Source organism: Streptomyces sp. NPDC042201, assembly GCF_055582185.1.
The window spans coordinates 409,629-429,632 of the sequence record NZ_JBVJDS010000005.1 but is presented as its reverse complement, the minus strand read 5'-3'; the positions used below and the strand labels follow the sequence as shown (position 1 = coordinate 429,632).

The window sequence follows — 20,004 nt, the reverse complement described above, 5'->3', positions numbered from 1 at the left end:
CCGCGCGGGAGACCGGGTCCGGGGTCCGGACGGGGCGTCAGGGCCGTGCAGCGGGCGCCGGCCTGCTGGGCCGTCGGAGTCACCGGGCTACGGCCGTCGGAGTCACCCGGGCATACGAGAGGGCCGCCCGCACCACGGATGGCGGGCGGCCCTCTCGGGGACAGCGGGCGGGGTCAGGAAGCCTTGGCCTTCTCCTGCGCCGGCCGGGCGGCGGCCGCCACCGGGGCGGGCTTGGCGGCCTCGTAGAACTCCTCACGCGGCGTCTGCATGGCGCCGAGCGAGACGACCTCGCGCTTGAGGAACATCGCGAGCGTCCAGTCGGCGAAGACACGGATCTTGCGGTTCCAGGTCGGCATGGCCATGCCGTGGTAGCCACGGTGCATGTACCAGGCCAGCCGGCCCTTGAGCTTGATCCGCACCTTGCCCATGACGATCATCGCGACGCCCTTGTGCAGGCCGAGACCGGCGACCGCACCCTTGTTGGCGTGGCTGTACTCCTTCTGCGGGAAGCCCCGCATGCCGGAGATCACGTTGTCGCCGAGCAGCCGCGCCTGGCGCAGCGCGTGCTGGGCGTTCGGCGGGCACCAGGCGTTCTCGACACCGGCCCGGCGGGACGCCATGTCCGGGACCTGGGCGTTGTCGCCGGCGGCCCAGATGTAGTCGGTGCCCTGCACCTGGAGCTTCTCGCTGGTGTCCACGTGGCCACGGGGGCCGAGCGGCAGACCGTAGCGGGCGAGCGCCGGGTTCGGCTTGACGCCGGCCGTCCACACGATGGTGTTGGAGTCGACCTGGAGGCCGTTGTTGAGCATCACGTGGCCGTCCACGCAGGAGTCCATACCGGTCTTCAGGTAGATCTCGACACCGCGGCCCTCGAGGTGCTCCTTGCCCCAGCTGCCCAGCTTCGGGCCGACCTCGGGAAGGATCTTGTCGGCGACATCCACGAGGATGAAGCGCATGTCCTCGCGCTTCACGTTCGTGTAGTACTTCGCGGCGTCGCGGGCCAGGTCCTCGACCTCACCGATGGTCTCCGCGCCGGCGAAGCCGCCGCCCACGAAGACGAAGGTCAGCGCCTTGCGGCGGACCTCCTCGTCGGTCGTCGAGTCGGCCTTGTCCAGCTGCTCCAGAACGTGGTTGCGCAGGCCGATGGCCTCCTCGATCCCCTTCATGCCGATGCCCTGCTCGGCGAGGCCGGGGATCGGGAAGGTACGGGAGACGGCGCCGAGCGCGACGATCAGGTAGTCGAAGGGCAGCTCGTAGGCCTCGCCGACGAGCGGCGCGACCGTGGCGACCTTGCGGTCCTGGTCAATGGTAGTGACCCGGCCGGTGAGCACCTCAGCCTTGGGCAGCACGCGTCGCAGCGGGACGACGACATGCCGAGGCGAGATGCTGCCGGCGGCAGCTTCGGGGAGGAAGGGCTGGTACGTCATGTACGAGCGAGGGTCGACGACCGTGACGGTCGCCTCCCCGTAGCGCATCTTCTTCAGAATGCGACGAGCTGCGTACAGGCCTACGTACCCACCGCCTACAACGAGGATCCTGGGACGCTCCGTGGTGCTCATGCCATCGAGTATCCACCCCGTTTGGAGGGGGTGCTCGTGAGCCCCTTCACAAGGTATTGGCCCCCTGGTGCTACACTGCGCGGCTCGCATGATCGAGATCACCTGCCCGCGGGGGAACCAGAGGGCACCCCGGGTCGTTGCTCACCCCTCGTGAGCTGGCCCTCCGCCCCTTCCGGCGAGTGGACCAGACCCCCGTTTCATACGGTCGTAACGCGCCCGGAACCACCCGTTATAAAGGCGCCGTCACCCTGCGAGGCCCCTGGACGGCCCCCGGGAACCGGAAGAGCGGCCAAGAGGGGTCTTTTCCTTGTGAAGAACTTCACGAAGTTTCTCGCGGAGGCTGCGCCGGTCGGCAACGCGTCGAGTTTTCGTGTCACTTCCGAGCAGTCGTGTGCACAGTTGCGCGTACACACTTCCTGTCGCGTACACACTTCCTGTATGGACGAGAACACGGTGACCGTGCGGGAAGCCCGTGCGCACCTGGCCGACCACATCAATCGCGCCGAGCAGGGCACACCCACGGTGATCACCCGCAACGGTGCGCCGATGGCGGCCCTGGTGCCCATCGCGGAATTCGAGGCGTTGGAAGAAGCGGCCGATGTACTGCTGACCCGAGAGGCAGAGGCGGTCCTGGCCGAAGGCGGCCCCACCGTGACGATGACCGAGCTGCTGGCAGACCTGTTCGCCGAGCCCACCCGGGACGAGGCGTGACGTACGCGTTCCGGTTCACCGCGGTGGCCCAGCGGCAGCTCCGGGCCCCCGGCCGGCCTGTCGCCATGCGCGTCCTGCCAGCGCTGACCGCGCTCGGCGACGATCCGTACCGTGATGACGCCGACATCAAGAAGCTCACGGGCCCGTCGGGTCTCTATCGCCTCAGGGTCGGCAACTACCGGGTCGCCTACCAGGTCGAGGACGGCGAGCTCATCATCCTCGTGGTCAAAGTGGGCGACCGGCGCGACGTCTACCGCGGCGTCTGAGGTAGGGGCCACCCGGAACCCTGAGCTCCGGGCAGCCTCCGAACCTGGGAAGTCACTAGGCCCTGTCCGGTCGATCTTCGCGGGCCCGCGACGCCCGGCACGGCACCTCGCCGCGTTGTCGGAGTCGTCCAAGTACGTCCAGTACGAGGACGATCCTCCGCCTTGCGATGCACCGCACCGGACGCCGCGGGCTGATCCACGAAGATCGACCGGACAGGACCTAGGCGTCCTCTGCTGTTTTCCAGGCGATCCCGTCGAGGATGTCGTGCTCGCTGACGACGACCTCCCGGGCCCCGGTCCGTTCCATGATCGCGAGCAGTACGAGCGCCCCCGCGCCGATGACGTCCACGCGTCCCGGATGCAGGACGGGGATCGCGGACCGCTCGTCGTGGGTGGCCGTGAGCAGCCGGCCGGTGATCTCCTCGACCTGCTCGAAGGAGATCCGGGAGTGGTGGATCGCGGCGGAGTCGTACGCGTCCAGTCCGAGCACGATCCCGGCCACCGTGGTCACGGAACCGGCCAGCCCGACCAGGGTGCGCGGCTCGCGCAGCGGGACGGTCTCCTCGGCGAGGTCGAGGGCCGCCTCGATGTCGGCGCGTATCGCGGCGATCTGCGCGGGCGTGGGCGGGTCGCTGACGACCCCGTCCCGTACGAGATGCCGCTCGGTCAGCCGTACGCAGCCGATGTCCACGGACCGCGCGGCCCGCACCTGGTCCTCACCGACGACGAACTCGGTCGAGCCGCCGCCGATGTCCACGACCAGATAGCTGTCCTCGCCCGGCAGTTCCTTGGTGGCGCCGGTGAAGGAGAAGGCCGCCTCCTGGTCGCCGGTGATCACCTCGGGCTCCACACCCAGGATGTCCAGGACCCCGCGCACGAACTCGTCGCGGTTCTCCGCGTCGCGCGAGGCGGAGGTGGCCACGAAACGGATCCGCTCGGCGCCGAGCCACTTGATGACGGCGGCGTACTCACGGCAGGCGGCGAAGGTGCGCTCCAGCGCCTCGGGGGCGAGCCGGCCCGTCCTGTCCACGCCCTGACCGAGCCGGACGATCGTCATCCGCCGGTCGAGGTCGGTCAGTTCGCCCGTGTCGGGGTGCGCGTCGGCGACGAGCAGCCGGATGGAATTCGTCCCGCAGTCGATGGCGGCGACCCTGGTCATCCGGCGTCCCCCGCCCTGTCTGCTTCCTGGCCGTCTTCTTCCTGGCCGTTCTCTTGCCGACCGTCCGCTTCCTTGGCGTCCGCTTCCTTGCAGGGCGTCACGCACGGGCCCTTGCTCCACCATTCGGGCAGCATCGCCAGCGCCTCGTCGCCCAGCGGGTTCACCCCGGGGCCTGCCGCCAGCGAGTGGCCGACCAGGACATGCAGGCACTTCACCCGGTCCGGCATGCCGCCCGCGCTGGGGAAGCCCTCCAGCACCTCGATGGCGTCCCGGCGCGCGAGGTAGTCCTCATGGGCCGCGCGGTACGCGGCGGCCAGCTCGGGGTCGGTCGCGAGGCGCTCGGTCATCTCCTTCATGACGCCGTTCGCCTCCAGCGTGCCGATGGCCGAGGCCGCGCGCGGGCAGGTCAGGTAGTACGTCGTCGGGAAGGGGGTGCCGTCAGGAAGCCGCGGGGCGGTCTCGACCACGTCCGGCTGTCCGCAGGGGCAGCGGTGCGCGATGGCGCGCAATCCGCGCGGCGGGCGGCCGAGCTGTTCCTTGAACGCCGCGACATCCGCCTCGGTGGGCTCGGTGCGTTCGGTCTGCGGAGGGGGCGTGTGCATGCCTGCCTTGGTTCTACAGAGTTCTACGGTCGGGTGGTTCTACGGTCGGGTGCTATCTGCCGGGGCGGTCGGCGTTGTCGACGCCGTCCAGAACGTTCGAGTACCAGGGACGGCCGGCCGTCCCCTGCTCCTCGCGCTCCTGCTTCACCGCTTCCGGGTCGATCATGGTGTAGCCGGTCTCGCCCGGCAGCTGATAGTGGAGATGCTCGCGGGCCAGCCGCTGGATGTACGCGTCGTCCTGGAGCCGCGCCTTCTCGTCGCGCAACTCCTCGACCCGCTGCTTCGCCTCGCGCGTCAGCCGCTGCTGGTCGGCGATCTCGTTGCGCTGCGACACGTACTGCCGCATCGGATACGCGAGCGCCACCACCAGGGTGCAGAGGATCAGGGCGAGGAAGGCCGCCCGGCCGGTGAGCCGGGAGCGGCGGTCCTGCCGGCGGTTCTGCGAGCGGTAGACGCGGGCGGCGGTCTGCTCGCCGAGCAGCCGCAGCCTGGTCGCGGTGGAGAACCGGTCCCGGTTCCCGGCCATGGCTCGCCTCCCCTGTCACGTGCGTACGTCCCCGACACGGTACGGGACCGCGGCCGGGGACGCTTCGCTACGCTCCGCCTTCGCGCCCTGTCACCTGTTCCGCGGGCGCGAGGCGGAGCTTCCTCACTACGCGGAGCGGAAGCGCGGGAACGCGCTGCGGCCGGCGTACACCGCGGCGTCGTCGAGGATCTCCTCGATGCGCAGCAGCTGGTTGTACTTGGCGACGCGCTCGGAGCGGGCCGGGGCGCCGGTCTTGATCTGGCCGCAGTTGGTGGCGACGGCGAGGTCGGCGATGGTGACGTCCTCGGTCTCACCGGAGCGGTGGGACATCATGCACTTGAAGCCGCTGCGCTGGGCCAGCTCGACGGCGTCCAGGGTCTCGGTCAGCGAACCGATCTGGTTGACCTTCACGAGCAGGGCGTTGGCGGAGCCCTCCTCGATACCGCGCGCCAGCCGCTCCGGGTTGGTGACGAACAGGTCGTCGCCGACGATCTGGACCTTGGCGCCGAGCTTGTCCGTGAGGACCTTCCAGCCGGCCCAGTCGTCCTCGAAGAGCGGGTCCTCGATGGAGACCAGCGGGTACGAGGCGACGAGCTCCTCGTAGTACTCGGTCATCTCGGCGGCCGAGCGGGACTTGCCCTCGAACGCGTACGAGCCGTCCTTGTAGAACTCGGACGCGGCGACGTCGAGCGCGAGCGCGATGTCCTTGCCGGGGGCGTAACCGGCTTCCTTGATGGCTTCGAGGATCAGGTCCAGCGCGGCGCGGTTGGAGTCCAGGTTCGGCGCGAAGCCGCCCTCGTCGCCGAGGCCGGTGGAGAGCCCCTTCTCCTTCAGGACCTTCTTGAGCGTGTGGTAGACCTCGGCGCCCCAGCGCAGCGCCTCGGAGAAGGACTCCGCGCCGATCGGGGCGATCATGAACTCCTGGATGTCCACGTTGGAGTCGGCGTGCGAGCCGCCGTTCAGGATGTTCATCATCGGAACGGGCAGCAGGTGCGCGTTCGGGCCGCCCAGGTAGCGGAAGAGCGGGAGGTCGGAGGCCTCGGAGGCGGCGTGCGCGACGGCGAGGGAGACGCCGAGGATGGCGTTGGCGCCGAGCGACGACTTGTCCGGGGTGGCGTCCAGGTCGAACATCGCCTGGTCGATCAGGCGCTGCTCGGTGGCGTCGTACCCGACCAGCTCCGGGCCGATCTGCTCGATGACGGCGAGGACGGCCTTCTCGACACCCTTGCCCTGGTAGCGGTTCTTGTCACCGTCGCGGAGCTCAAGGGCCTCGAACGCACCGGTGGAGGCACCGGAGGGGACAGCAGCACGACCCGTGCTGCCGTCGTCGAGGCCGACCTCGACCTCGACCGTGGGGTTGCCTCGGGAGTCAAGGATTTCCCGGGCTACGACGACGTCGATGGACGGCACGAGCATCTCCTTCTGGGATGTGACGCTTGAGTGCAGGGTCTTCTTGGCCTTGCGGCAAGAGCCTAACCGCTCGGGATCGTCGGCAGGCCGGTGCCCGCCCGCTGAGACCGTCCGGCCCTCGGAGGGCGGGGCGGACAGCGGAAACCCCGGCCCGGCGCGTACGGGGGAGAACGCGCCGGACCGGGGTGGCCGGGGCCGGCCGGCCGGGCCGCCGGACCGGGGTGGTCGGGGCCGGCCGGGGCGGGTCAGCTCAGGTGGAGCAGCTGGCCCGGGTGGATGACGTCGGCGTCCTTGACGATGTCCTTGTTCAGCTCGAACAGCTTCTTCCAGCCACCCTTGACGTGGTGGGCACCGGCGATCTTGGAGAGGGTGTCGCCGGACTTGACCTTGTACTCGCCGTCGCCCTTCTCGACCGGGGCGGGACGGCTCTCGCCGCGCGAGGCGGCCTGCGCGTCACTACGGACGGGCTGCTCCGGCTGGGGGGCGGGCTGGGCCTGCTCCTTCTGCTGGGGAACGGGCTGCGCTGCGGAGTCGGCCGAGCCGCCGTCGTACGCGGCGTTGGACAGGTTCACGCCGCAGCTGGGCCAGGCACCCTTGCCCTGGCCGGCCAGGACCTTCTCGGCGACGGCTATCTGCTGGGACTTGGAGGCCTGGTCGGCCCTGGCGGCGTAGGCGCTGCCGCCGTACGCGGCCCAGGTGGAGGTGGTGAACTGGAGGCCACCGTAGAAGCCGTTGCCGGTGTTGATGGACCAGTTGCCGCCGGACTCGCACTGGGCGACCTGGTCCCACTCGGACGGGGTCGCGGCGGAGGCGGACGTGGCACCGATCAGCGGCGCCGCGACGACGGCACCGGTCATGCCGGCGAGAGTGGCGTAGCGAACAGCCCTGGACGAGGACGGGCGACGGTGCTTGGCCTTGCTGGAACGCAGCATGGAGCTTCTCCTCACCGACGCCTACGAGGTCAGCTGTCGGGTTCGGGCCAAGTGAGTTGCCCGGCCGCGCGCTCTCGCACACGACTTCACCCCAAGCCGGTCGTCGGCCGTCTCTCGACGGCCGGGCCGGCACGAACCTTTGGGTCCCCCGCTCCTGCCTTCGGCGCTTGACGCGACGATTACTCCCCCCGACCGACGGCAGGATTCGGCGTGACGGTCGACGAGGCCCGCGGTGCGAGCGGTTCAGACCGTAATCACAGGTCTGCCGGATATCCAAAGGGGCGCATAGGTGAGAAAACGCCCTTATCCCCCGGCGGATCGTGGGTGTTTACGCAGGTGAGGGATCCAGCGGGTCAACGGACGGAGCAAAAAGCCCGAGTTGCGGCAAAGAGACCCTTGTCTCACTTGCACAGAAGCGGACATAGGGCCTCTAACTTCCCCTACTTCACGCCGAGATCAAGGCTCTGGCCAGGAAGGATGAGGTCGGGGTCGGAGCCGACGGTGTCCTTGTTCGCCTCGTAGAGCGCGGTCCAGCCGCCGGGCACCTCCTGCTCGTCGGCGATGAGCCAGAGGCAGTCGCCGGACTGGACGGTGTACGCACCATCCGCGCCCTCCGCCCCACCGTCGACGCCGTCCGCGTCGCGTGTCGATCCGTCACCTCGCGAGGCATGACGTCCAGATTCGCGGTCTTCGCCCGAATTGCCCGAAGCAGATTCTTCCGGGGCGGCGTCGCCGCGGTGCTTGCCGGTGGCCGGATCCGTACCGTCCGCGCCCTCCGCGTCGGAGCCGTCCGAGGCGTCGGAGCCGTCCGAGCCGGAGCCGCCCGCGGACCCGGAGGGGGCCGGCTTGTCCGTCTGCTTCTCCGCGCCGTCCGGAGTCGACGGGGACTTTGACGGCGACTTGGACGGAGACTTTGACGGGGCCGTGTCCGCCGGATCGGCGCTCCCTCTGTCCTTCGGGGTTCCGGACGCGTCGGGGGCGGCCCCCGGGTCGACGCCGGGCAGGGCGCCGTCGTCCGTCAGCCCCGAGATCGCCGCACAGCTGAGCCAGGCCGTCGGCCCCTGCGCGGCGAGCACCTTCTCGGCTATCGCGATCTGCTGGGAGCGGCTCGCGAGGTCGGCGCGGGCCGCGTAGTCCCCGCCGCCGAAGTCGTCCCAGGTCTCCTGCGAGATCTGCAGTCCGCCGTAGTAGCCGTTACCGAGGTCCGCGCTCCACATTCCGCCGCTCTCGCACTCGGCGACGTGATCCCAGGTGGTGGCGTCGGCCGCGACGGCGCCGGTGGCACCGAGCAGCGGGATCGCGAGCGCCGATCCGGTCACCCCTGCCGCGACGATCAGGGCGGGGGCCTGGCGAGGTCGACGGTGCCGGCCGTTCGCGGAGCGCATGCGGTTGCCTTCCGTGAGACTGTCAATTCGACTACGGCGTGTTGCTGCTGAGTCGTCGGTGAACGTAGCGGTACTCGAACGCTTGTCACAAGTCGATGCAGCAGAGATCACGCGAAAGTCACAGTCCTGACGTTCCGTCAGCCGGACAATGGCGTGAACTGCACCGGAAGCGTGCGCAATCCACGCATGATGAGCCCTCCGCGCCATCGCAAATCAGCAGGATCCTGGGCAAGCCGCACATCGGGCAGCCGGGTCAGCAACGTGGCGAGCGCGGCCTGTCCCTCCAGCCGGGCGAGCGGGGCGCCGAGGCAGTAGTGGATGCCGTGCCCGTAGCCGAGATGCTGATTGTCACGGCGAGCGAGATCGAGCGTGTCCGGATCGGCGAACCGCTCCGGGTCACGGTCGGCGGCGGCGAGTACGACCAGGACGGGATCGCCCGCCGCGATCCGCTGTCCGCCGAGCGTCAGCGGCTCGGTGGCGTAGCGCCAGGTCGCCATCTCCACGGGCCCGTCGTACCGCAGCAGCTCCTCGACCCCCGACGCGAGCAGCCCCGTCTCCCCCGCGTCGAGCGAGCGCTGTAGCCGCGCGCGCTGCTCGGGGTGGCGCAGCAGGGCGTACATCCCGTTGCCGATGAGGTTGACCGTGGTCTCGAACCCCGCGAAGAGCAGGATGAAGGCCATCGCCGCGGCTTCGTTCTCGGTGAGGTGCTCGCCGTGGTCGCTGGAGCGGATCAGGCCGGAGATCAGGTCCTCGCCGGGGTTCTCCCTCTTACGGTGGATGAGCTCGGCGAGATATCCGCGCATCTTCTTGACCGAGCGCGCGACCCCGCCGCGCGGCCCGCCGCCGTGCCGGATCATCATGCCCGCCCAGTCCCGGAAGTCGTCCTGGTCCTCGCGCGGCACCCCCAGCAGATCGCAGATCGCGTAGATGGGCAGCGGGAAGGCGAAGTCATGGATCAGGTCCGCCTCCCCGTCGGCCGCGAAGCCGTCGATGAGCCGGTCCGTCAGCTCCTGTACGCGCGGGGCGAACTCGGCGACCGTACGGGGCGTGAACGCCTTGGACACCAGCCGCCGCAGCCGGGTGTGGTCGGGCGGGTCGATATTCAGCAGGTGCGTCATCAGCTCCGCCTTGCGCTCCCCGGGGATCCCCGTCTTCCCCTTGGCGTGCGCCGGTCCCGCGTGATGCGTGGGGTTCTTGGAGAGCCGCGGGTCGGCGAGCGCCTGCCTGGCGTCGCCGTACCGCGTCACGAGCCAGGCCTCGACCCCGCTGGGCAGCGCGGTCCTGTGCACGGGCGCGTGCTCGCGCAGCCAGGCGTAGGCGGGGTAGGGATCGGTGGCGAACTCCCAGGTGAAGAGCGCGGGCACCTCATCGGGTCCGTCGTGCGCGGGGGCCGGGGCGGCGGCAGGCTGATCGGGCATGCCCCGACAGTAACGGCCTGATCAGGCGCGGATCAGCGGTGGATCGGCCGCGGATCAGCCGCGGATCAGCCGCGGTCGGGGTGGCCCTCGGCGGCGCGGATCGCGTCCCGGTAGGTACGGGCGGCGACGCGCAGGGCGGTTTCCGGGTCGACGCCGGTCTCCTCCGCGCGTACGGCCAGGGCGAGCAGCTCGTACCCGATGCCCTCGCCGCGCGGGACCGGGACCTCCAGGGCGGCGGTGCGGGCGCGGCCCGCGAGCTTGGAGGCGAGAGCCAGTCCTGGCTGGCCCAGCGGTACGCCGTCGGTGACCGAGTCGCGCTGCTTCTCGACCGCTTTCATCCGGAGCCAGTGCTCCTTGACCTCCGCCGGGGTCTCGGCCGTCTCGTCACCGAAGACATGGGGATGGCGGTGGATGAGCTTGTCCACGATCGTGCCGGCGACATCGTCGATGGAGAACGGCTCGATCTCCTCGTCCAGGCCGTCCTGGGCGATCCGGGCGTGGAAGACGACCTGGAGGAGTACGTCCCCGAGCTCCTCGCGCAGTTCGTCGCCGTCGCCGTCCTCGATCGCCTCGACGAGTTCGTACGCCTCCTCGATGCCGTACTTGGCGAGGCCCTGGTGCGTCTGCGTCGACGACCACGGGCACTCGACGCGGATCCGGTCCATGACCTGGACGAGATCGAGGAGCCGGGCGCCCGGCAGGTCGTACGAGCCGGGGAGCAGCTCCAGGTCGGGCATCTGGACGCGGCCGGAGCCGGCCAGCCGGGCGAGGCCGTCGGTGAGCGGCCCGTCGGTCCCGTCGCCCTGGCTGGAGGGGACGACCACGACCGTACGGCCGCCGGCGCAGGCGTCGACCAGCTCTTCCGCGCTGGGCGCGGTGTGCTCGACGGTGATGCCGGCCTCGCGCAGATACGGCAGCTGCGGATGGCCGGCGTCGGCGCACAGCACCCGGTCCGCGGCGTGCAGCGTCTGCCAGGCGGGCCAGGACAGCAGGCCGGGAGCGACCCGGTGGCTGGCGGTCAGCAGGACGATACGGCCGGGGGCGGCGGGAGCTTCGTCTGTCACCTCTCGAACCTACCTCCGGCCGCCGGCCGCGCCGACCTCAGGCTCCGGTCGGCTCCTGCTCCGGCGTCTGGCGGGTGACCTGGGTGATCCAGGGGGTCTTCGCCGCGCCCAGCTGGACCTGCTTGACGTCCCAGCTGCCGTAGCGCGGATTGACGTCGATCCCGAGCTTCTCGGACGTCTTGGTCAGCTCGGCGAGGACCGTCTGCTGGCCCTGCGGTGTCGTGGTGTTGGCGCCGATCGCCTGGGCCAGCTTGGTCAGCAGGACCTCACGGCGGATCGCGGCGTCGATCTGGCCCTCGGAGAGCGCACCCTGCTGGAGCAGCATCGCGGCGAACTGCTTCTCGCCGCCCGACTGCGCGGCGGCCTGCTGCCGGGTGCCCTGGATCTCCTTGCGGCTGATCTTCACCCCGGCGTCGGCCGCCGCCCGGTCCAGGATCCGGTCGAAGATCATGCTGTTCAGCTTGGCCTGGCTGAGCTGCCCGGTGTTCTTGATGAGCTGCGCGGCCTCCGGCGAGGCGTCCTGCGCGTCCCGGACCTCGCGTACCTCGGCCTGGAGTGCGGACACCTCGATCCGCTCCCCGCCGACGACGGCCGCCGCTCCCGGGTGCGCGTCATTGCCGCAGGCGGTGAGCAGTGGGGCCGCGGCGAGAAGCGCGACGGAGATGGAGAGCGCGGTGCGACGGCGGCGGTGCAAAGGGGCCTCCCGGCGTGATTGTGCGGCGATGCACAAGGCCTAGCAGTGACCGATGGTAGGCAGTCCGCGTGGTCCGGGCCACTGGTTCGGCCAACGAACCACGGGAAGATTGGCGCAGGTGGTGCGGTTCGGGCCCCGACGCGGCCGGTAACCCGCCGCGGAACCCTCGCCACGGCCCTACCGGCAGTTCACCCCGCGGTCACCTGTACCGAGGTTCTGTTCATTCTGCCGATGTCGCCCCGTTCACCGGACGCCGCCTACTGTCCTGCTGCCGGCGCGCTGCCGCCGTGCCTTTCTTCACAGACCCTTCGAGTCCCGCCCCGGCGCCGGGCCGGATGCCCGCCACCGGTGCCGGGGCCTTCCGTCGCACCGCCGCATCCGGCCCCGCCGGGCGTACTCACGCGCCTCTCGCGCACTGGCGCCGACGGACGGAACGAAACGGAATGACTCACGCGACACTGGCTCGGGTACCGGATCCGGCACCCGAGCCGGAGAGCCCGTCGGTGCCCCCGGCGGCCGCCGCCCCGAAGCACGACCGTATGCGCGCCCTGGACGGGCTGCGCATCCTGGCGGCGCTCATGGTCTGCGTCTACCACTACGCGGGCAGGGGCGGCCAGATCAGCGACGTGTGGAGCCAGTCGCCCAAGGAGCTGTTCCCCGATCTGTCCGCGGCCGCCGCCTACGGCTGTCTCGGCGTGCAGATCTTCTTCGTCATCAGCGGCTTCGTCATCTGTATGAGCAGCTGGGGACGGTCGCTCGGGGACTTCTTCCGCTCACGCGTCTCCCGGCTCTACCCGGCGTACTGGGCGGCCATCGTCCTGGTCACCGCCGCGTGCGTCGTGCTCCCCTCGGTCAGCGAGCCGCTGCGCCTCAACGAGGTGCTGGTCAACCTGACCATGCTCCAGCAGCCGATGGGCGTGGACCGGGTGCTGGGAGTGTGCTGGACCCTGTGGGTCGAGGCGCGCTTCTATCTGCTCTTCGCGCTCTTCGTGGTGTGGAAGGGCGTCACCTACCGCCGGGTCGTGATCTTCTGCTGTCTGTGGACCGTGGCCGGCGCGCTGGCCGCCGTCGCAGACCAGCCGCTCGTCGACGAGATCGTGATGCGGGAACACGCGCCGTTCTTCATCGGTGGTCTCGCGCTCTATCTGATCCACCGGTACGGCAGCGATCTGCTGCTCTGGGGCATCGTCGGCACCAGCTGGCTGCTCGGCCAGCGCTACTCGACCGTCGCGCTGTGGAACCCGGACGCGACCAATGTCTTCCAGGAGCGCTCCCCGTACGTGATCCTGCTGATCGTCACCTTCGCCTTCGCGTCGGTGGCCGCGGTCGCCCTGGGGTGGCTGCGCTGGGCGAACTGGCGCTGGCTGACGCTCGCCGGGGTGCTCACGTACCCCTTCTACCTGGTCCACGAGCATCTCGGCTGGTTCGCGATCACCATTCTGCACCGGCACTTCGGCCTGGACGCGAGACTGACCCTGGTCGCCACGATCGCCTCGATGCTCGTGCTGGCGTGGCTCATCCACCGGCTGGTGGAGAAGCCGTTCGGGCCGCGCCTCAAGCGCGCGATGAAGCTACAGGCTGGACGGATGCGGGCGTAGGTCCCCGTCCGGGTCGCGTCCCTGGTCCTGATCGCGCTCCGGATCGAACTCCGGCGCGCGGTCCCGGACGCGGTCCGGGCGCAGCAGGATCGTGCGCGAGACCACGAAGGTGATCGGCACGGCCGCTGCCGCCGCGATGAGCGGCGCGTAGCGGCTGCCGAAGTGCGCCACGTCCACCAGCAGATAGACACCGCTCGTGGTGATCACGAAGTTCGCGGCGTTGGTGAGCGGGAAGAGCAGGAACTTCCGCCAGGTCGGGCGGGTGCGGTAGGTGAACCGGCTGTGCAGGAAGAACGAGCCCGTCATGCTCAGCAGAAAGGCGAGCACGTGCGAGACGACGTACGGCAGCCGGTTCAGCAGGAACAGATAACACGCGTAATACGTGCCGGTGTTGACCACGCCGACCAAGGCGAACCTGACCATCTGCAGCCGGACCGTCATCTGCGTACGAGCTCTCCCTGAGTCTGCCCGGCCCTGCCCCCGGAGCGCGGTGTGGCCACCAGGAAGTGTGACATGGTCCCCGGCGGCCGCCACGGGGGCCGTCCGGGCCGGGGCGGCCCGGACGGGCTCCGATTATTTGACGATTTCCAGAGTGGCCATCATTCCCTCGTCCTCGTGATTGAGGATGTGGCAGTGGAAGACGGTTTTCCCGGTGTAGTCGCTGAACTTGTTCCTGATGACGATCTGCCCCCTGGCGGGGACGTTCGCGGTGTCCTGCATGCTGCGCGCGTCATAGGGGCGGCCGTTGACGCTCATCAGCTGGAAGTGGTTGGTGTGCACGTGGAAGGAGTGTTCCTCGTCGCTGTCGTTGCGGACGGTCCACTCCTCCACCGTGTTCAGCCGGGACCGGACGTCGATGCGGTCCATGTCGAACTGCTTGCCGTTGATGTAGAACTTGTCCCCCGCCGCGTTCTCGGAGAAGACGAGGGTGCGCCGGGCGGCGAGCGTCGCGTTGTCCAGGTCCTCCCTGGGCGCGAAGGTGGGGGGCAGCTCCACCGGTGGCACCGCGGCTCCTTCCGAGACCACGGTGGCCAGTTGCTCCTTCGGGAACTGGTTGCCCGCGGACCCGGTGCTGTACGCGAGCGTCTGCAACTGGGTACGGCCGGCCGGACCGCCCCGTACGAGTACGTCGTACCGCGCGCCGGCCGCGATGAGGAGCGAATCCGCCGACCAGATCCGGTCGACGGGGCTGGCGTCCTGGGCGATCACCTGGAACTTCTGCCCCTCCAAATGGAGTTTGTAGTAAATATTGGCGCTGATGTTGGCCAGCCGCCAGAGCTGATATTCCCCCGGCCGGATACGGATGACCGGTTTCAGCTGGCCGTTGATCGTGCGCGTGGTGGCCGAGCCGATGTGCAGATCCTTGGTCTTGATGCTGTCGCCCTGGACCTGGAAGTCCTTCAGACCGATGACATGCTCGGTGATGTTCCGCAGGGACGGCGGCAGATACTGCTTCAGACCGTCGACGATGATGGCGCCGGACATTCCCCCGGCGACCTGCGCCGCGGACATCGGGTGCGCGTGCGAGTGGTACCAGTAGGTGCCGGGCTCAATGGTTTTCAGGAACTGGTACGAGTAGTGGAATGTCTCGCCCGGATGAATATGGACGAAGACATTGTCGGCGTTGCCCGACGGCGATACGTGCAATCCGTGCACATGCACGTTCGTGTACTTGTCCAGCCGGTTCCTCACCTCCAGTTCCAGCTTGTCGCCGGGCCGGATGCGCAGGGTGGGTGGCATGTAGCGGCCGTTGTAGGTGAGCGCCCAGAGCTTGCGGCCGGCCACATCGACCTGACGCCTGCTCACATCGAGGCGCGCGCGCAGCAGCCCGTTGCGGCTCACCCACTCCTCCGGGTCCTGCAGCGGGGCGCCCGGGGTCTGTGCCTGCGCCGCCGCCGACCGGCCGCCGCCACCGCCGCTGCCACCGCCGCTGCCGATATCCGTACCGTCGCGGCTGGCGCAGCCGCTCACCGCGACGGCGCAGGCCAGAACCAGCGTCGCGGCGAGGCGGGTCAGGGTGAATCTGGACCGCATCACACCTCCAGGGGTGGGTGCCGCACGTCACGGACACACGTGGCCGGTGTGTCATCCACGGTCCGTGGGGTGCGAGTAAGGGAGTTGAACACCGAGAGCAGACCCCGATGTGCCCTCAGGTGTGTGGCATTAGCCCAGGAGAGGGCGCCGTCAAATCCCCCTGGATCCCGGCGAGAACAGCCTCTCTAGAGGCCCCGGAACTGCTGCTGGTGGTCGAGCGAGCGGCGGAGCTCGGCCGGGAGCGGGTGGTACGGGCCGTAGACCCGCTCCACGTCCCACAGCAGGTTCTGCAACTGCTGCCGCGCCGCCGGGTGATCGCCCACCGCGAGCAGCAGATGCCCGACGCGGTGCCGGATGTCGAAGGCGCGGCCGGGATCGGTGCCGGCCGGCTGCCCGTTCTCGTAGTACGGGAGGACCGCGCGGTATTCGGCCAGCGCGGCGGCCGCCTCGCCGAGCTGTTCCAGGCACTGCGCGGCGTCGTAACGGAACTGGAGCGTCTGCGGATCGCCTGGCCCGGCCTCCGCGGCCCGGTCGTCGGCGAGCCGGCGCAGCTCCGGGAGCGCGCGGCGGTACTGGCCGTCGTCCATCAACGTCGACGCGTACTGCTTGCGCAGGATGCGGACGACCGGGGAGTGCTCGCCGTGCTCGGCGGCGGCCGCCGGGAGGATGCCCCCGAGGATGTCCACGGCCCGGGTGATGCTGCCCTCGCCGAGCAGGCGTTTGACCTCGTCGACGGCGGCCGCGACATCCGGTCGCTCCGCCGGGACCGGCGGCTGCTGCGGCGCGGGCACGGACGGCGGGGTGGTGGCCCGGTCGGGCCAGGGGGCGTGCGGGCGCAGGAAGGGGCGGGTCGGGTCGAGCGGCCCGGCCGCGGGGCCGCCCCGGGAGGGCAGCAGCGGGGCGAGCTGCTCGTACACCTCCTGGGCTCCGGCCGGGCGGTGCTGCGGGTCCTTGGCGAGCAGCCGGAGGACGAGCTCTTCGAGCCGGTCGGGGACCTCGGGTCTGAGCCGGCGGACGGGCACCGGTGGCTCGTACAGATGGCGGTGGAGCACACCGAGGACGGTGGAGCCCGCGAACGGCACATTGCCGCTGAGGAGTTCGTGCAGGAGCACACCGAGGGCGTAGAGATCGGTGTACGGGCCGACCGCTCCGCCCATCGCCTGCTCGGGGGCCATGTAGGCGGGGCTGCCGATGGGTGATCCGGTGTGGGTGAGGCGGGTGGTGTCGGTGTCGATGACGGACGCGACGCCGAGGTCGAGGACGGTGATCGCGCCGTCGGGCCTGACCATCACATTCCGCGGTTTGAGGTCGCGGTGGACGATGGGCACGGCGTGCACGGCGGCGAGTACGGCGCACAGCTGAGCGGCGACCGAGACGGCCCACGGCCAGGGGTACGGATCGTGTTCGGCGAGATGGTCGGCGAGGTCGGCGCCCTCGACGTACTGCATGACGAGATAGAGGTCGTCGCTGTCGCTGCCCGCGTCATGGACGGTGACAAGGCCGGGGTGGTCGACCTGGGCGGTGACCCGGCACTCGCGGACGAAGCGGCGGCGCATCTCGTCGGCGCCGGTGGCGGCCGCCATCCGGTCGGGACGGAGGAGTTTCACCGCCACGCGGCGGTCGAGCCGCTGGTCGTACGCCGTCCAGACCTGGCCCATACCGCCCTGGCCGATGACGGTGGACAGCTCGTAACGGCCGGCGATGACCCGTCCGTTCACCGGCCTTCCTGGCCCTTGCGCAGGATGTCACTGAGCTCGTCCAGCTCGGCGCGGACCTGGTCGATACGGGGAGGCGTGTGCGACGGCTGGGACTGGACGGACGGCGGCTGGACGGAGGGCGGCTGCACGGGCGGCGGCGGCTGCACGGAGGGCGGCTGCACCGGCGGAGGCAGGACCGGGCGCGGGCGGACCGGCTCGGGCGGCACCGGCTGCGGCTGCGGCTGGGGCCGCGTCTGGGCGGTGGCGGAGAACGGCGGGTAGCCGTAGCCGTACTGCTGCCGCGGTGCGTACGGACCCGGCGGGGTCCTGCCGTGCACGGCGAAGTGCTTGATGTCGGCGACCAGATAGTGCGTCGTGATCGCGATCGACATCAGGAAGAGCAGACCGATGAGGGCCATGTCGATGTCCCGCGGCTCCTCCGTCTCGCTCCCGCCGATGAATATCAGGGCGCCGAAGGCCAGGATGACGGTGACGCAGAACAGCACCCAGTCGAGCGCGCGGCTGCGCATGATCGCGATCCGCAGCATCGCCACCCAGCCGAGGAACCCGACGCTGAGCATCGTGATGGCCACGAGCAGCACCCTGAGCGTGACGAGCACGGCGGGGTGCGGTCGCCGCCGGGGCGTCGGCGTGAAGCCGGGGCCGGGGCCGTACATGACTGCTCCTGGATGCCTGGTCGAGGTGGGCACGGGATACGAACGCGGATCCGGATCCGGGATCCATGTCGGAATCCGGGACGGTACGGGACGAGCGTATACACCGACACGGACACCCGGCCCGGAGTTGTACGTAACCGATGTCGAGCTGATCACATCGTGACGGTGCCGTCCGTCAGTCCGTCGTACAGCCCTTGCGTCAGCTGCTCCCCCAGCCGTCCCGTGAGCCTCAGCGCGTCCTCGAACGCGGCGAGCGCGCGGAAGCGTTCCCCGTACCGCTGCTGGTCCGCGAGCGGCAGCCTCGGCAGCTGGAGACGGCGTACATCGAGCCGGGTCGCGCTGGACGCGTAGCTGCTGGCCTGCCGGTTGTTGGCGGTGCCGCGCAGGAAGCCGGCGAGGAACCACGGGTCGAGGGTGGCCGGATCGGGGCGCAGCAGATGCAGGTTGCGGCCGAGCGCCGCGCCTGCCGTGGCGGCGTCGACGACCCGGGCGACCGCGCCGCCGCCGAGGACGGGCACGACGACATCGCCCTCCTCGGTCCGTACGGGCTCCTCGGCCGCACCCTCGGGGAGCGTGCCCGAGGGGGCGCGTCCTGCGAGCACGTCCTGCTCGGTGAGGACGGGCACGGGGGTGGCGGCGGCGGTGGTTCCCGTACCGCCCGTGTGCAGGACCAGCGCGCCGGCGCGGGCGAGTTCACCGACGGTGGTGGCGAGCCGGTGGGCCGGCTGCGCCGCTCCCGCAGGACCGGCGGGCCCGGTGGTCTGCGGGGTGAGCTCGACCGTCAGCCGCAGGGTGTCGGCCAGCCGCTCCCGTACGCGCGCCAGTTCGGCCGCCCCGCCGCCGCCGGCCGGGGGCGGGAGATGCCGGGCGGGGGCCAGGTCCACGTCGTCGTCGAGGAGTTCGAGGACGGGCACCGCACGGCTGACGCCCGGCTGCTCCTCGACCGTGCCCTGCCGGTCGAAGGGCTGCCAGGCGTCGAGGACGGCGGCGTGGACCGTCCCCCAGTCGACGTTGTCGCGGCCGCCGCCCGCCGAGAGTTCGGCGGTGTCGACGAGCAGCAGCTCGGGCGCGGGCCGGCCGCCGGCGACGGGCTTGCGCAGCACCCAGAGGTGGAGCGGGATGCCGTACGGGGGCGCGGCTCCGGCGGGCAGGGCGACGACGGCGCGCAGGGCGCCGCGGCGCAGCAGATCGGCGCGGATCCGGCGGCCCGAGCGGCGGGACGCGGCGGCGGGCGGCATCAGCAGTACGGCGGCGCCGCCGGGCCGCAGTCTGGCCAGCGCGTGCTGGACCCAGGCGAGTTCGGACTCCGTACGGGCCGGGAATCCGTACTCCCAGCGCGGATCGTAGGCCAGCTCGTCATGGCCCCAGTTGCGCTCGTTGAACGGCGGATGGCAGAGCACGGTGTCGACGGTGAGCCGGGGGAAGGCGTCGGCGCGCAAGGTGTCCCCGGCCCGCACCCTGACATCGGCGTCCGTGTGCAGGGCGAGGCGCAGGGCGGTGAGCGCGGCCGGCTCCGGGGCGGCCTCCTGGGCGTACAGGGCGGCGGGATGCGGGACGGCGCGCAGCAGGGTGCCGGTGCCCGCGGCGGGGTCGAGGACGGTGACGCCCTTGGTGGTGGCGCCGGCCAGCGCCGTCATCAGCGCGGCCGCCTCGGGCGGGGTGGGCGTGTACTGACGGGGGTTGGCGTCCAGATGCCGGCTGAGCAGGAACTCGTACGTCTGACGGGCGCCGCGCTCCGCCGCCAGTTCGGCGACGCCGCGCAGCAGCGGGACGGCGGGCAGCAGTTCCCGGGGCGCCGGGGTGTGAACAGCCCGGTCCGTGGGGGATCCGAAGCGCGGGGTGAGCACCTCTTCGAGGGCCGCGGGCAGCAGCTCGGCGAGGCGCGCGTCGGAGGCGGCGGCCAGCTCCAGCCACTCCATCGGCCGTTCCCGTACGAGGAGCAGGACGCAGCCCGCGCGGACCAGGGCGGTGGCGGCGCCCGCAGGATCGCCCGAGAGCTCCTGCCAGACGCGTTCACGCAGCGGAACCTCGGCGAGTTTTCCCTGCTCACGAAGCCACTGCTCGACCTCGCCGAGCGCGAAGGCGGGGCTGGTCTCGGTGCCGCCGACGGGGAGCGGGAAGTCGGCGTGCCGACGCCGCCAGTTGGAGACGGCGGCCCGTCCCACCCCGGCGAGCCGGGCGATTCCGGCAGCCGTCACCTCTGCTGCGTTCTCCGGCACCTGGCTGCCTCCTTCACCGCACGACCTGTGGTGGCGCCGAGCATAGCGGCGCG

General features: G+C 70.7%; 18 protein-coding genes and 1 riboswitch. Of the genes, 3 read left to right on the top strand and 15 right to left on the bottom strand.

Annotated elements, in window-relative coordinates; translation table 11 throughout:
- Positions 1–173: 173 nt before the first annotated feature.
- Entirely contained in the window at positions 174–1,559 is a 1,386-nt protein-coding gene (locus tag ACZ6MZ_RS15545) for an NAD(P)/FAD-dependent oxidoreductase (RefSeq protein ID WP_384187351.1), read from the bottom strand.
- A gap of 438 nt (positions 1,560–1,997) precedes the next feature.
- Here ACZ6MZ_RS15545 and ACZ6MZ_RS15540 point away from each other — a divergent pair, with 438 nt between their 5' ends.
- Together ACZ6MZ_RS15540 and ACZ6MZ_RS15535 are read left to right on the top strand one after the other, a co-directional pair.
- Complete coding sequence (locus ACZ6MZ_RS15540) at positions 1,998–2,270, top strand: type II toxin-antitoxin system Phd/YefM family antitoxin (RefSeq protein ID WP_469352248.1); 273 nt, start codon at positions 1,998–2,000, stop codon at positions 2,268–2,270.
- Positions 2,267–2,536 carry a type II toxin-antitoxin system RelE family toxin gene (locus ACZ6MZ_RS15535; RefSeq protein ID WP_469352246.1) on the top strand — a complete coding sequence of 90 codons (270 nt, stop codon included), beginning with the start codon at positions 2,267–2,269 and terminating at the stop codon, positions 2,534–2,536. Before ACZ6MZ_RS15540 ends, ACZ6MZ_RS15535 begins: the two co-directional genes overlap by 4 nt.
- A gap of 220 nt (positions 2,537–2,756) precedes the next feature.
- Here ACZ6MZ_RS15535 and ACZ6MZ_RS15530 read toward each other — a convergent pair whose 3' ends face one another.
- From ACZ6MZ_RS15530 to ACZ6MZ_RS15490, 9 genes are all read right to left on the bottom strand, one after another.
- Positions 2,757–3,695, bottom strand: coding sequence for a Ppx/GppA phosphatase family protein (locus ACZ6MZ_RS15530; protein WP_469352244.1), 939 nt, complete (start codon positions 3,693–3,695; stop codon positions 2,757–2,759).
- Entirely contained in the window at positions 3,692–4,297 is a 606-nt protein-coding gene (locus ACZ6MZ_RS15525; protein ID WP_469352242.1) for a DUF501 domain-containing protein, read from the bottom strand. Before ACZ6MZ_RS15525 ends, ACZ6MZ_RS15530 begins: the two co-directional genes overlap by 4 nt.
- Positions 4,298–4,349: 52 nt before the next feature.
- Positions 4,350–4,823 (bottom strand): FtsB family cell division protein, encoded by a 474-nt coding sequence (locus ACZ6MZ_RS15520; RefSeq protein ID WP_384187342.1) that lies wholly within the window; start codon positions 4,821–4,823, stop codon positions 4,350–4,352.
- A gap of 126 nt (positions 4,824–4,949) precedes the next feature.
- Complete coding sequence (gene eno / locus ACZ6MZ_RS15515; RefSeq protein WP_384187339.1) at positions 4,950–6,233, bottom strand: phosphopyruvate hydratase; 1,284 nt, start codon at positions 6,231–6,233, stop codon at positions 4,950–4,952.
- A 245-nt stretch (positions 6,234–6,478) separates the two neighbouring features.
- Positions 6,479–7,165: a transglycosylase family protein gene (locus ACZ6MZ_RS15510; RefSeq protein WP_469352239.1), complete on the bottom strand. Its 687-nt coding sequence runs from the start codon at positions 7,163–7,165 to the stop codon at positions 6,479–6,481.
- Positions 7,166–7,168: 3 nt separating this feature from the next.
- Positions 7,169–7,341, bottom strand: a riboswitch (cyclic di-AMP (ydaO/yuaA leader).
- 264 nt (positions 7,342–7,605) lie between these two features.
- Positions 7,606–8,550, bottom strand: coding sequence for a transglycosylase family protein (locus ACZ6MZ_RS15505; RefSeq protein WP_389789252.1), 945 nt, complete (start codon positions 8,548–8,550; stop codon positions 7,606–7,608).
- Positions 8,551–8,687: 137 nt separating this feature from the next.
- Positions 8,688–9,968: a cytochrome P450 family protein gene (locus tag ACZ6MZ_RS15500; protein ID WP_384333677.1), complete on the bottom strand. Its 1,281-nt coding sequence runs from the start codon at positions 9,966–9,968 to the stop codon at positions 8,688–8,690.
- A gap of 65 nt (positions 9,969–10,033) precedes the next feature.
- On the bottom strand, positions 10,034–11,032 hold the full coding sequence (locus ACZ6MZ_RS15495; protein WP_469352238.1) for a nucleoside triphosphate pyrophosphohydrolase: 999 nt from the start codon (positions 11,030–11,032) through the stop codon (positions 10,034–10,036).
- 37 nt (positions 11,033–11,069) lie between these two features.
- Positions 11,070–11,726: a SurA N-terminal domain-containing protein gene (locus ACZ6MZ_RS15490; protein ID WP_384333680.1), complete on the bottom strand. Its 657-nt coding sequence runs from the start codon at positions 11,724–11,726 to the stop codon at positions 11,070–11,072.
- 443 nt (positions 11,727–12,169) lie between these two features.
- Between ACZ6MZ_RS15490 and ACZ6MZ_RS15485 the strand changes: the two genes are divergently transcribed.
- Positions 12,170–13,324: an acyltransferase family protein gene (locus ACZ6MZ_RS15485; protein ID WP_469352235.1), complete on the top strand. Its 1,155-nt coding sequence runs from the start codon at positions 12,170–12,172 to the stop codon at positions 13,322–13,324.
- On the opposite strand, the gene ACZ6MZ_RS15480 is transcribed toward ACZ6MZ_RS15485, so the two are convergent.
- The 5 genes from ACZ6MZ_RS15480 to ACZ6MZ_RS15460 form a co-directional block, all read right to left on the bottom strand.
- Positions 13,298–13,765 carry a GtrA family protein gene (locus tag ACZ6MZ_RS15480; RefSeq protein WP_469352234.1) on the bottom strand — a complete coding sequence of 156 codons (468 nt, stop codon included), beginning with the start codon at positions 13,763–13,765 and terminating at the stop codon, positions 13,298–13,300. The two genes, ACZ6MZ_RS15485 and ACZ6MZ_RS15480, sit on opposite strands and share 27 nt — an antisense overlap.
- Positions 13,766–13,897: 132 nt before the next feature.
- Positions 13,898–15,358 (bottom strand): multicopper oxidase family protein, encoded by a 1,461-nt coding sequence (locus ACZ6MZ_RS15475; RefSeq protein ID WP_469352232.1) that lies wholly within the window; start codon positions 15,356–15,358, stop codon positions 13,898–13,900.
- 185 nt (positions 15,359–15,543) lie between these two features.
- Complete coding sequence (locus ACZ6MZ_RS15470; protein WP_469352230.1) at positions 15,544–17,076, bottom strand: serine/threonine-protein kinase; 1,533 nt, start codon at positions 17,074–17,076, stop codon at positions 15,544–15,546.
- Positions 17,073–17,732: a hypothetical protein gene (locus tag ACZ6MZ_RS15465; protein WP_469352228.1), complete on the bottom strand. Its 660-nt coding sequence runs from the start codon at positions 17,730–17,732 to the stop codon at positions 17,073–17,075. Before ACZ6MZ_RS15465 ends, ACZ6MZ_RS15470 begins: the two co-directional genes overlap by 4 nt.
- Before the next feature lie 152 nt (positions 17,733–17,884).
- Positions 17,885–19,951, bottom strand: a complete 2,067-nt coding sequence (locus ACZ6MZ_RS15460; protein WP_469352226.1) for an N-6 DNA methylase — start codon at positions 19,949–19,951, stop codon at positions 17,885–17,887.
- Positions 19,952–20,004: the final 53 nt, after the last annotated feature.

Excerpts from the sequence above, each read along its gene's own strand:
- ACZ6MZ_RS15545 (WP_384187351.1), bottom strand. The coding sequence starts at position 1,559 with ATGAGCACCACGGAGCGTCCCAGGATCCTCGTTGTAGGCGGTGGGTAC.
- ACZ6MZ_RS15540 (WP_469352248.1), top strand. The coding sequence starts at position 1,998 with ATGGACGAGAACACGGTGACCGTGCGGGAAGCCCGTGCGCACCTGGCC.
- ACZ6MZ_RS15530 (WP_469352244.1), bottom strand. The coding sequence starts at position 3,695 with ATGACCAGGGTCGCCGCCATCGACTGCGGGACGAATTCCATCCGGCTG.
- ACZ6MZ_RS15525 (WP_469352242.1), bottom strand. The coding sequence starts at position 4,297 with ATGCACACGCCCCCTCCGCAGACCGAACGCACCGAGCCCACCGAGGCG.
- ACZ6MZ_RS15520 (WP_384187342.1), bottom strand. The coding sequence starts at position 4,823 with ATGGCCGGGAACCGGGACCGGTTCTCCACCGCGACCAGGCTGCGGCTG.
- ACZ6MZ_RS15510 (WP_469352239.1), bottom strand. The coding sequence starts at position 7,165 with ATGCTGCGTTCCAGCAAGGCCAAGCACCGTCGCCCGTCCTCGTCCAGG.
- ACZ6MZ_RS15505 (WP_389789252.1), bottom strand. The coding sequence starts at position 8,550 with ATGCGCTCCGCGAACGGCCGGCACCGTCGACCTCGCCAGGCCCCCGCC.
- ACZ6MZ_RS15500 (WP_384333677.1), bottom strand. The coding sequence starts at position 9,968 with ATGCCCGATCAGCCTGCCGCCGCCCCGGCCCCCGCGCACGACGGACCC.
- ACZ6MZ_RS15485 (WP_469352235.1), top strand. The coding sequence starts at position 12,170 with ATGACTCACGCGACACTGGCTCGGGTACCGGATCCGGCACCCGAGCCG.
- ACZ6MZ_RS15480 (WP_469352234.1), bottom strand. The coding sequence starts at position 13,765 with ATGACGGTCCGGCTGCAGATGGTCAGGTTCGCCTTGGTCGGCGTGGTC.
- ACZ6MZ_RS15475 (WP_469352232.1), bottom strand. The coding sequence starts at position 15,358 with ATGCGGTCCAGATTCACCCTGACCCGCCTCGCCGCGACGCTGGTTCTG.
- ACZ6MZ_RS15465 (WP_469352228.1), bottom strand. The coding sequence starts at position 17,732 with ATGTACGGCCCCGGCCCCGGCTTCACGCCGACGCCCCGGCGGCGACCG.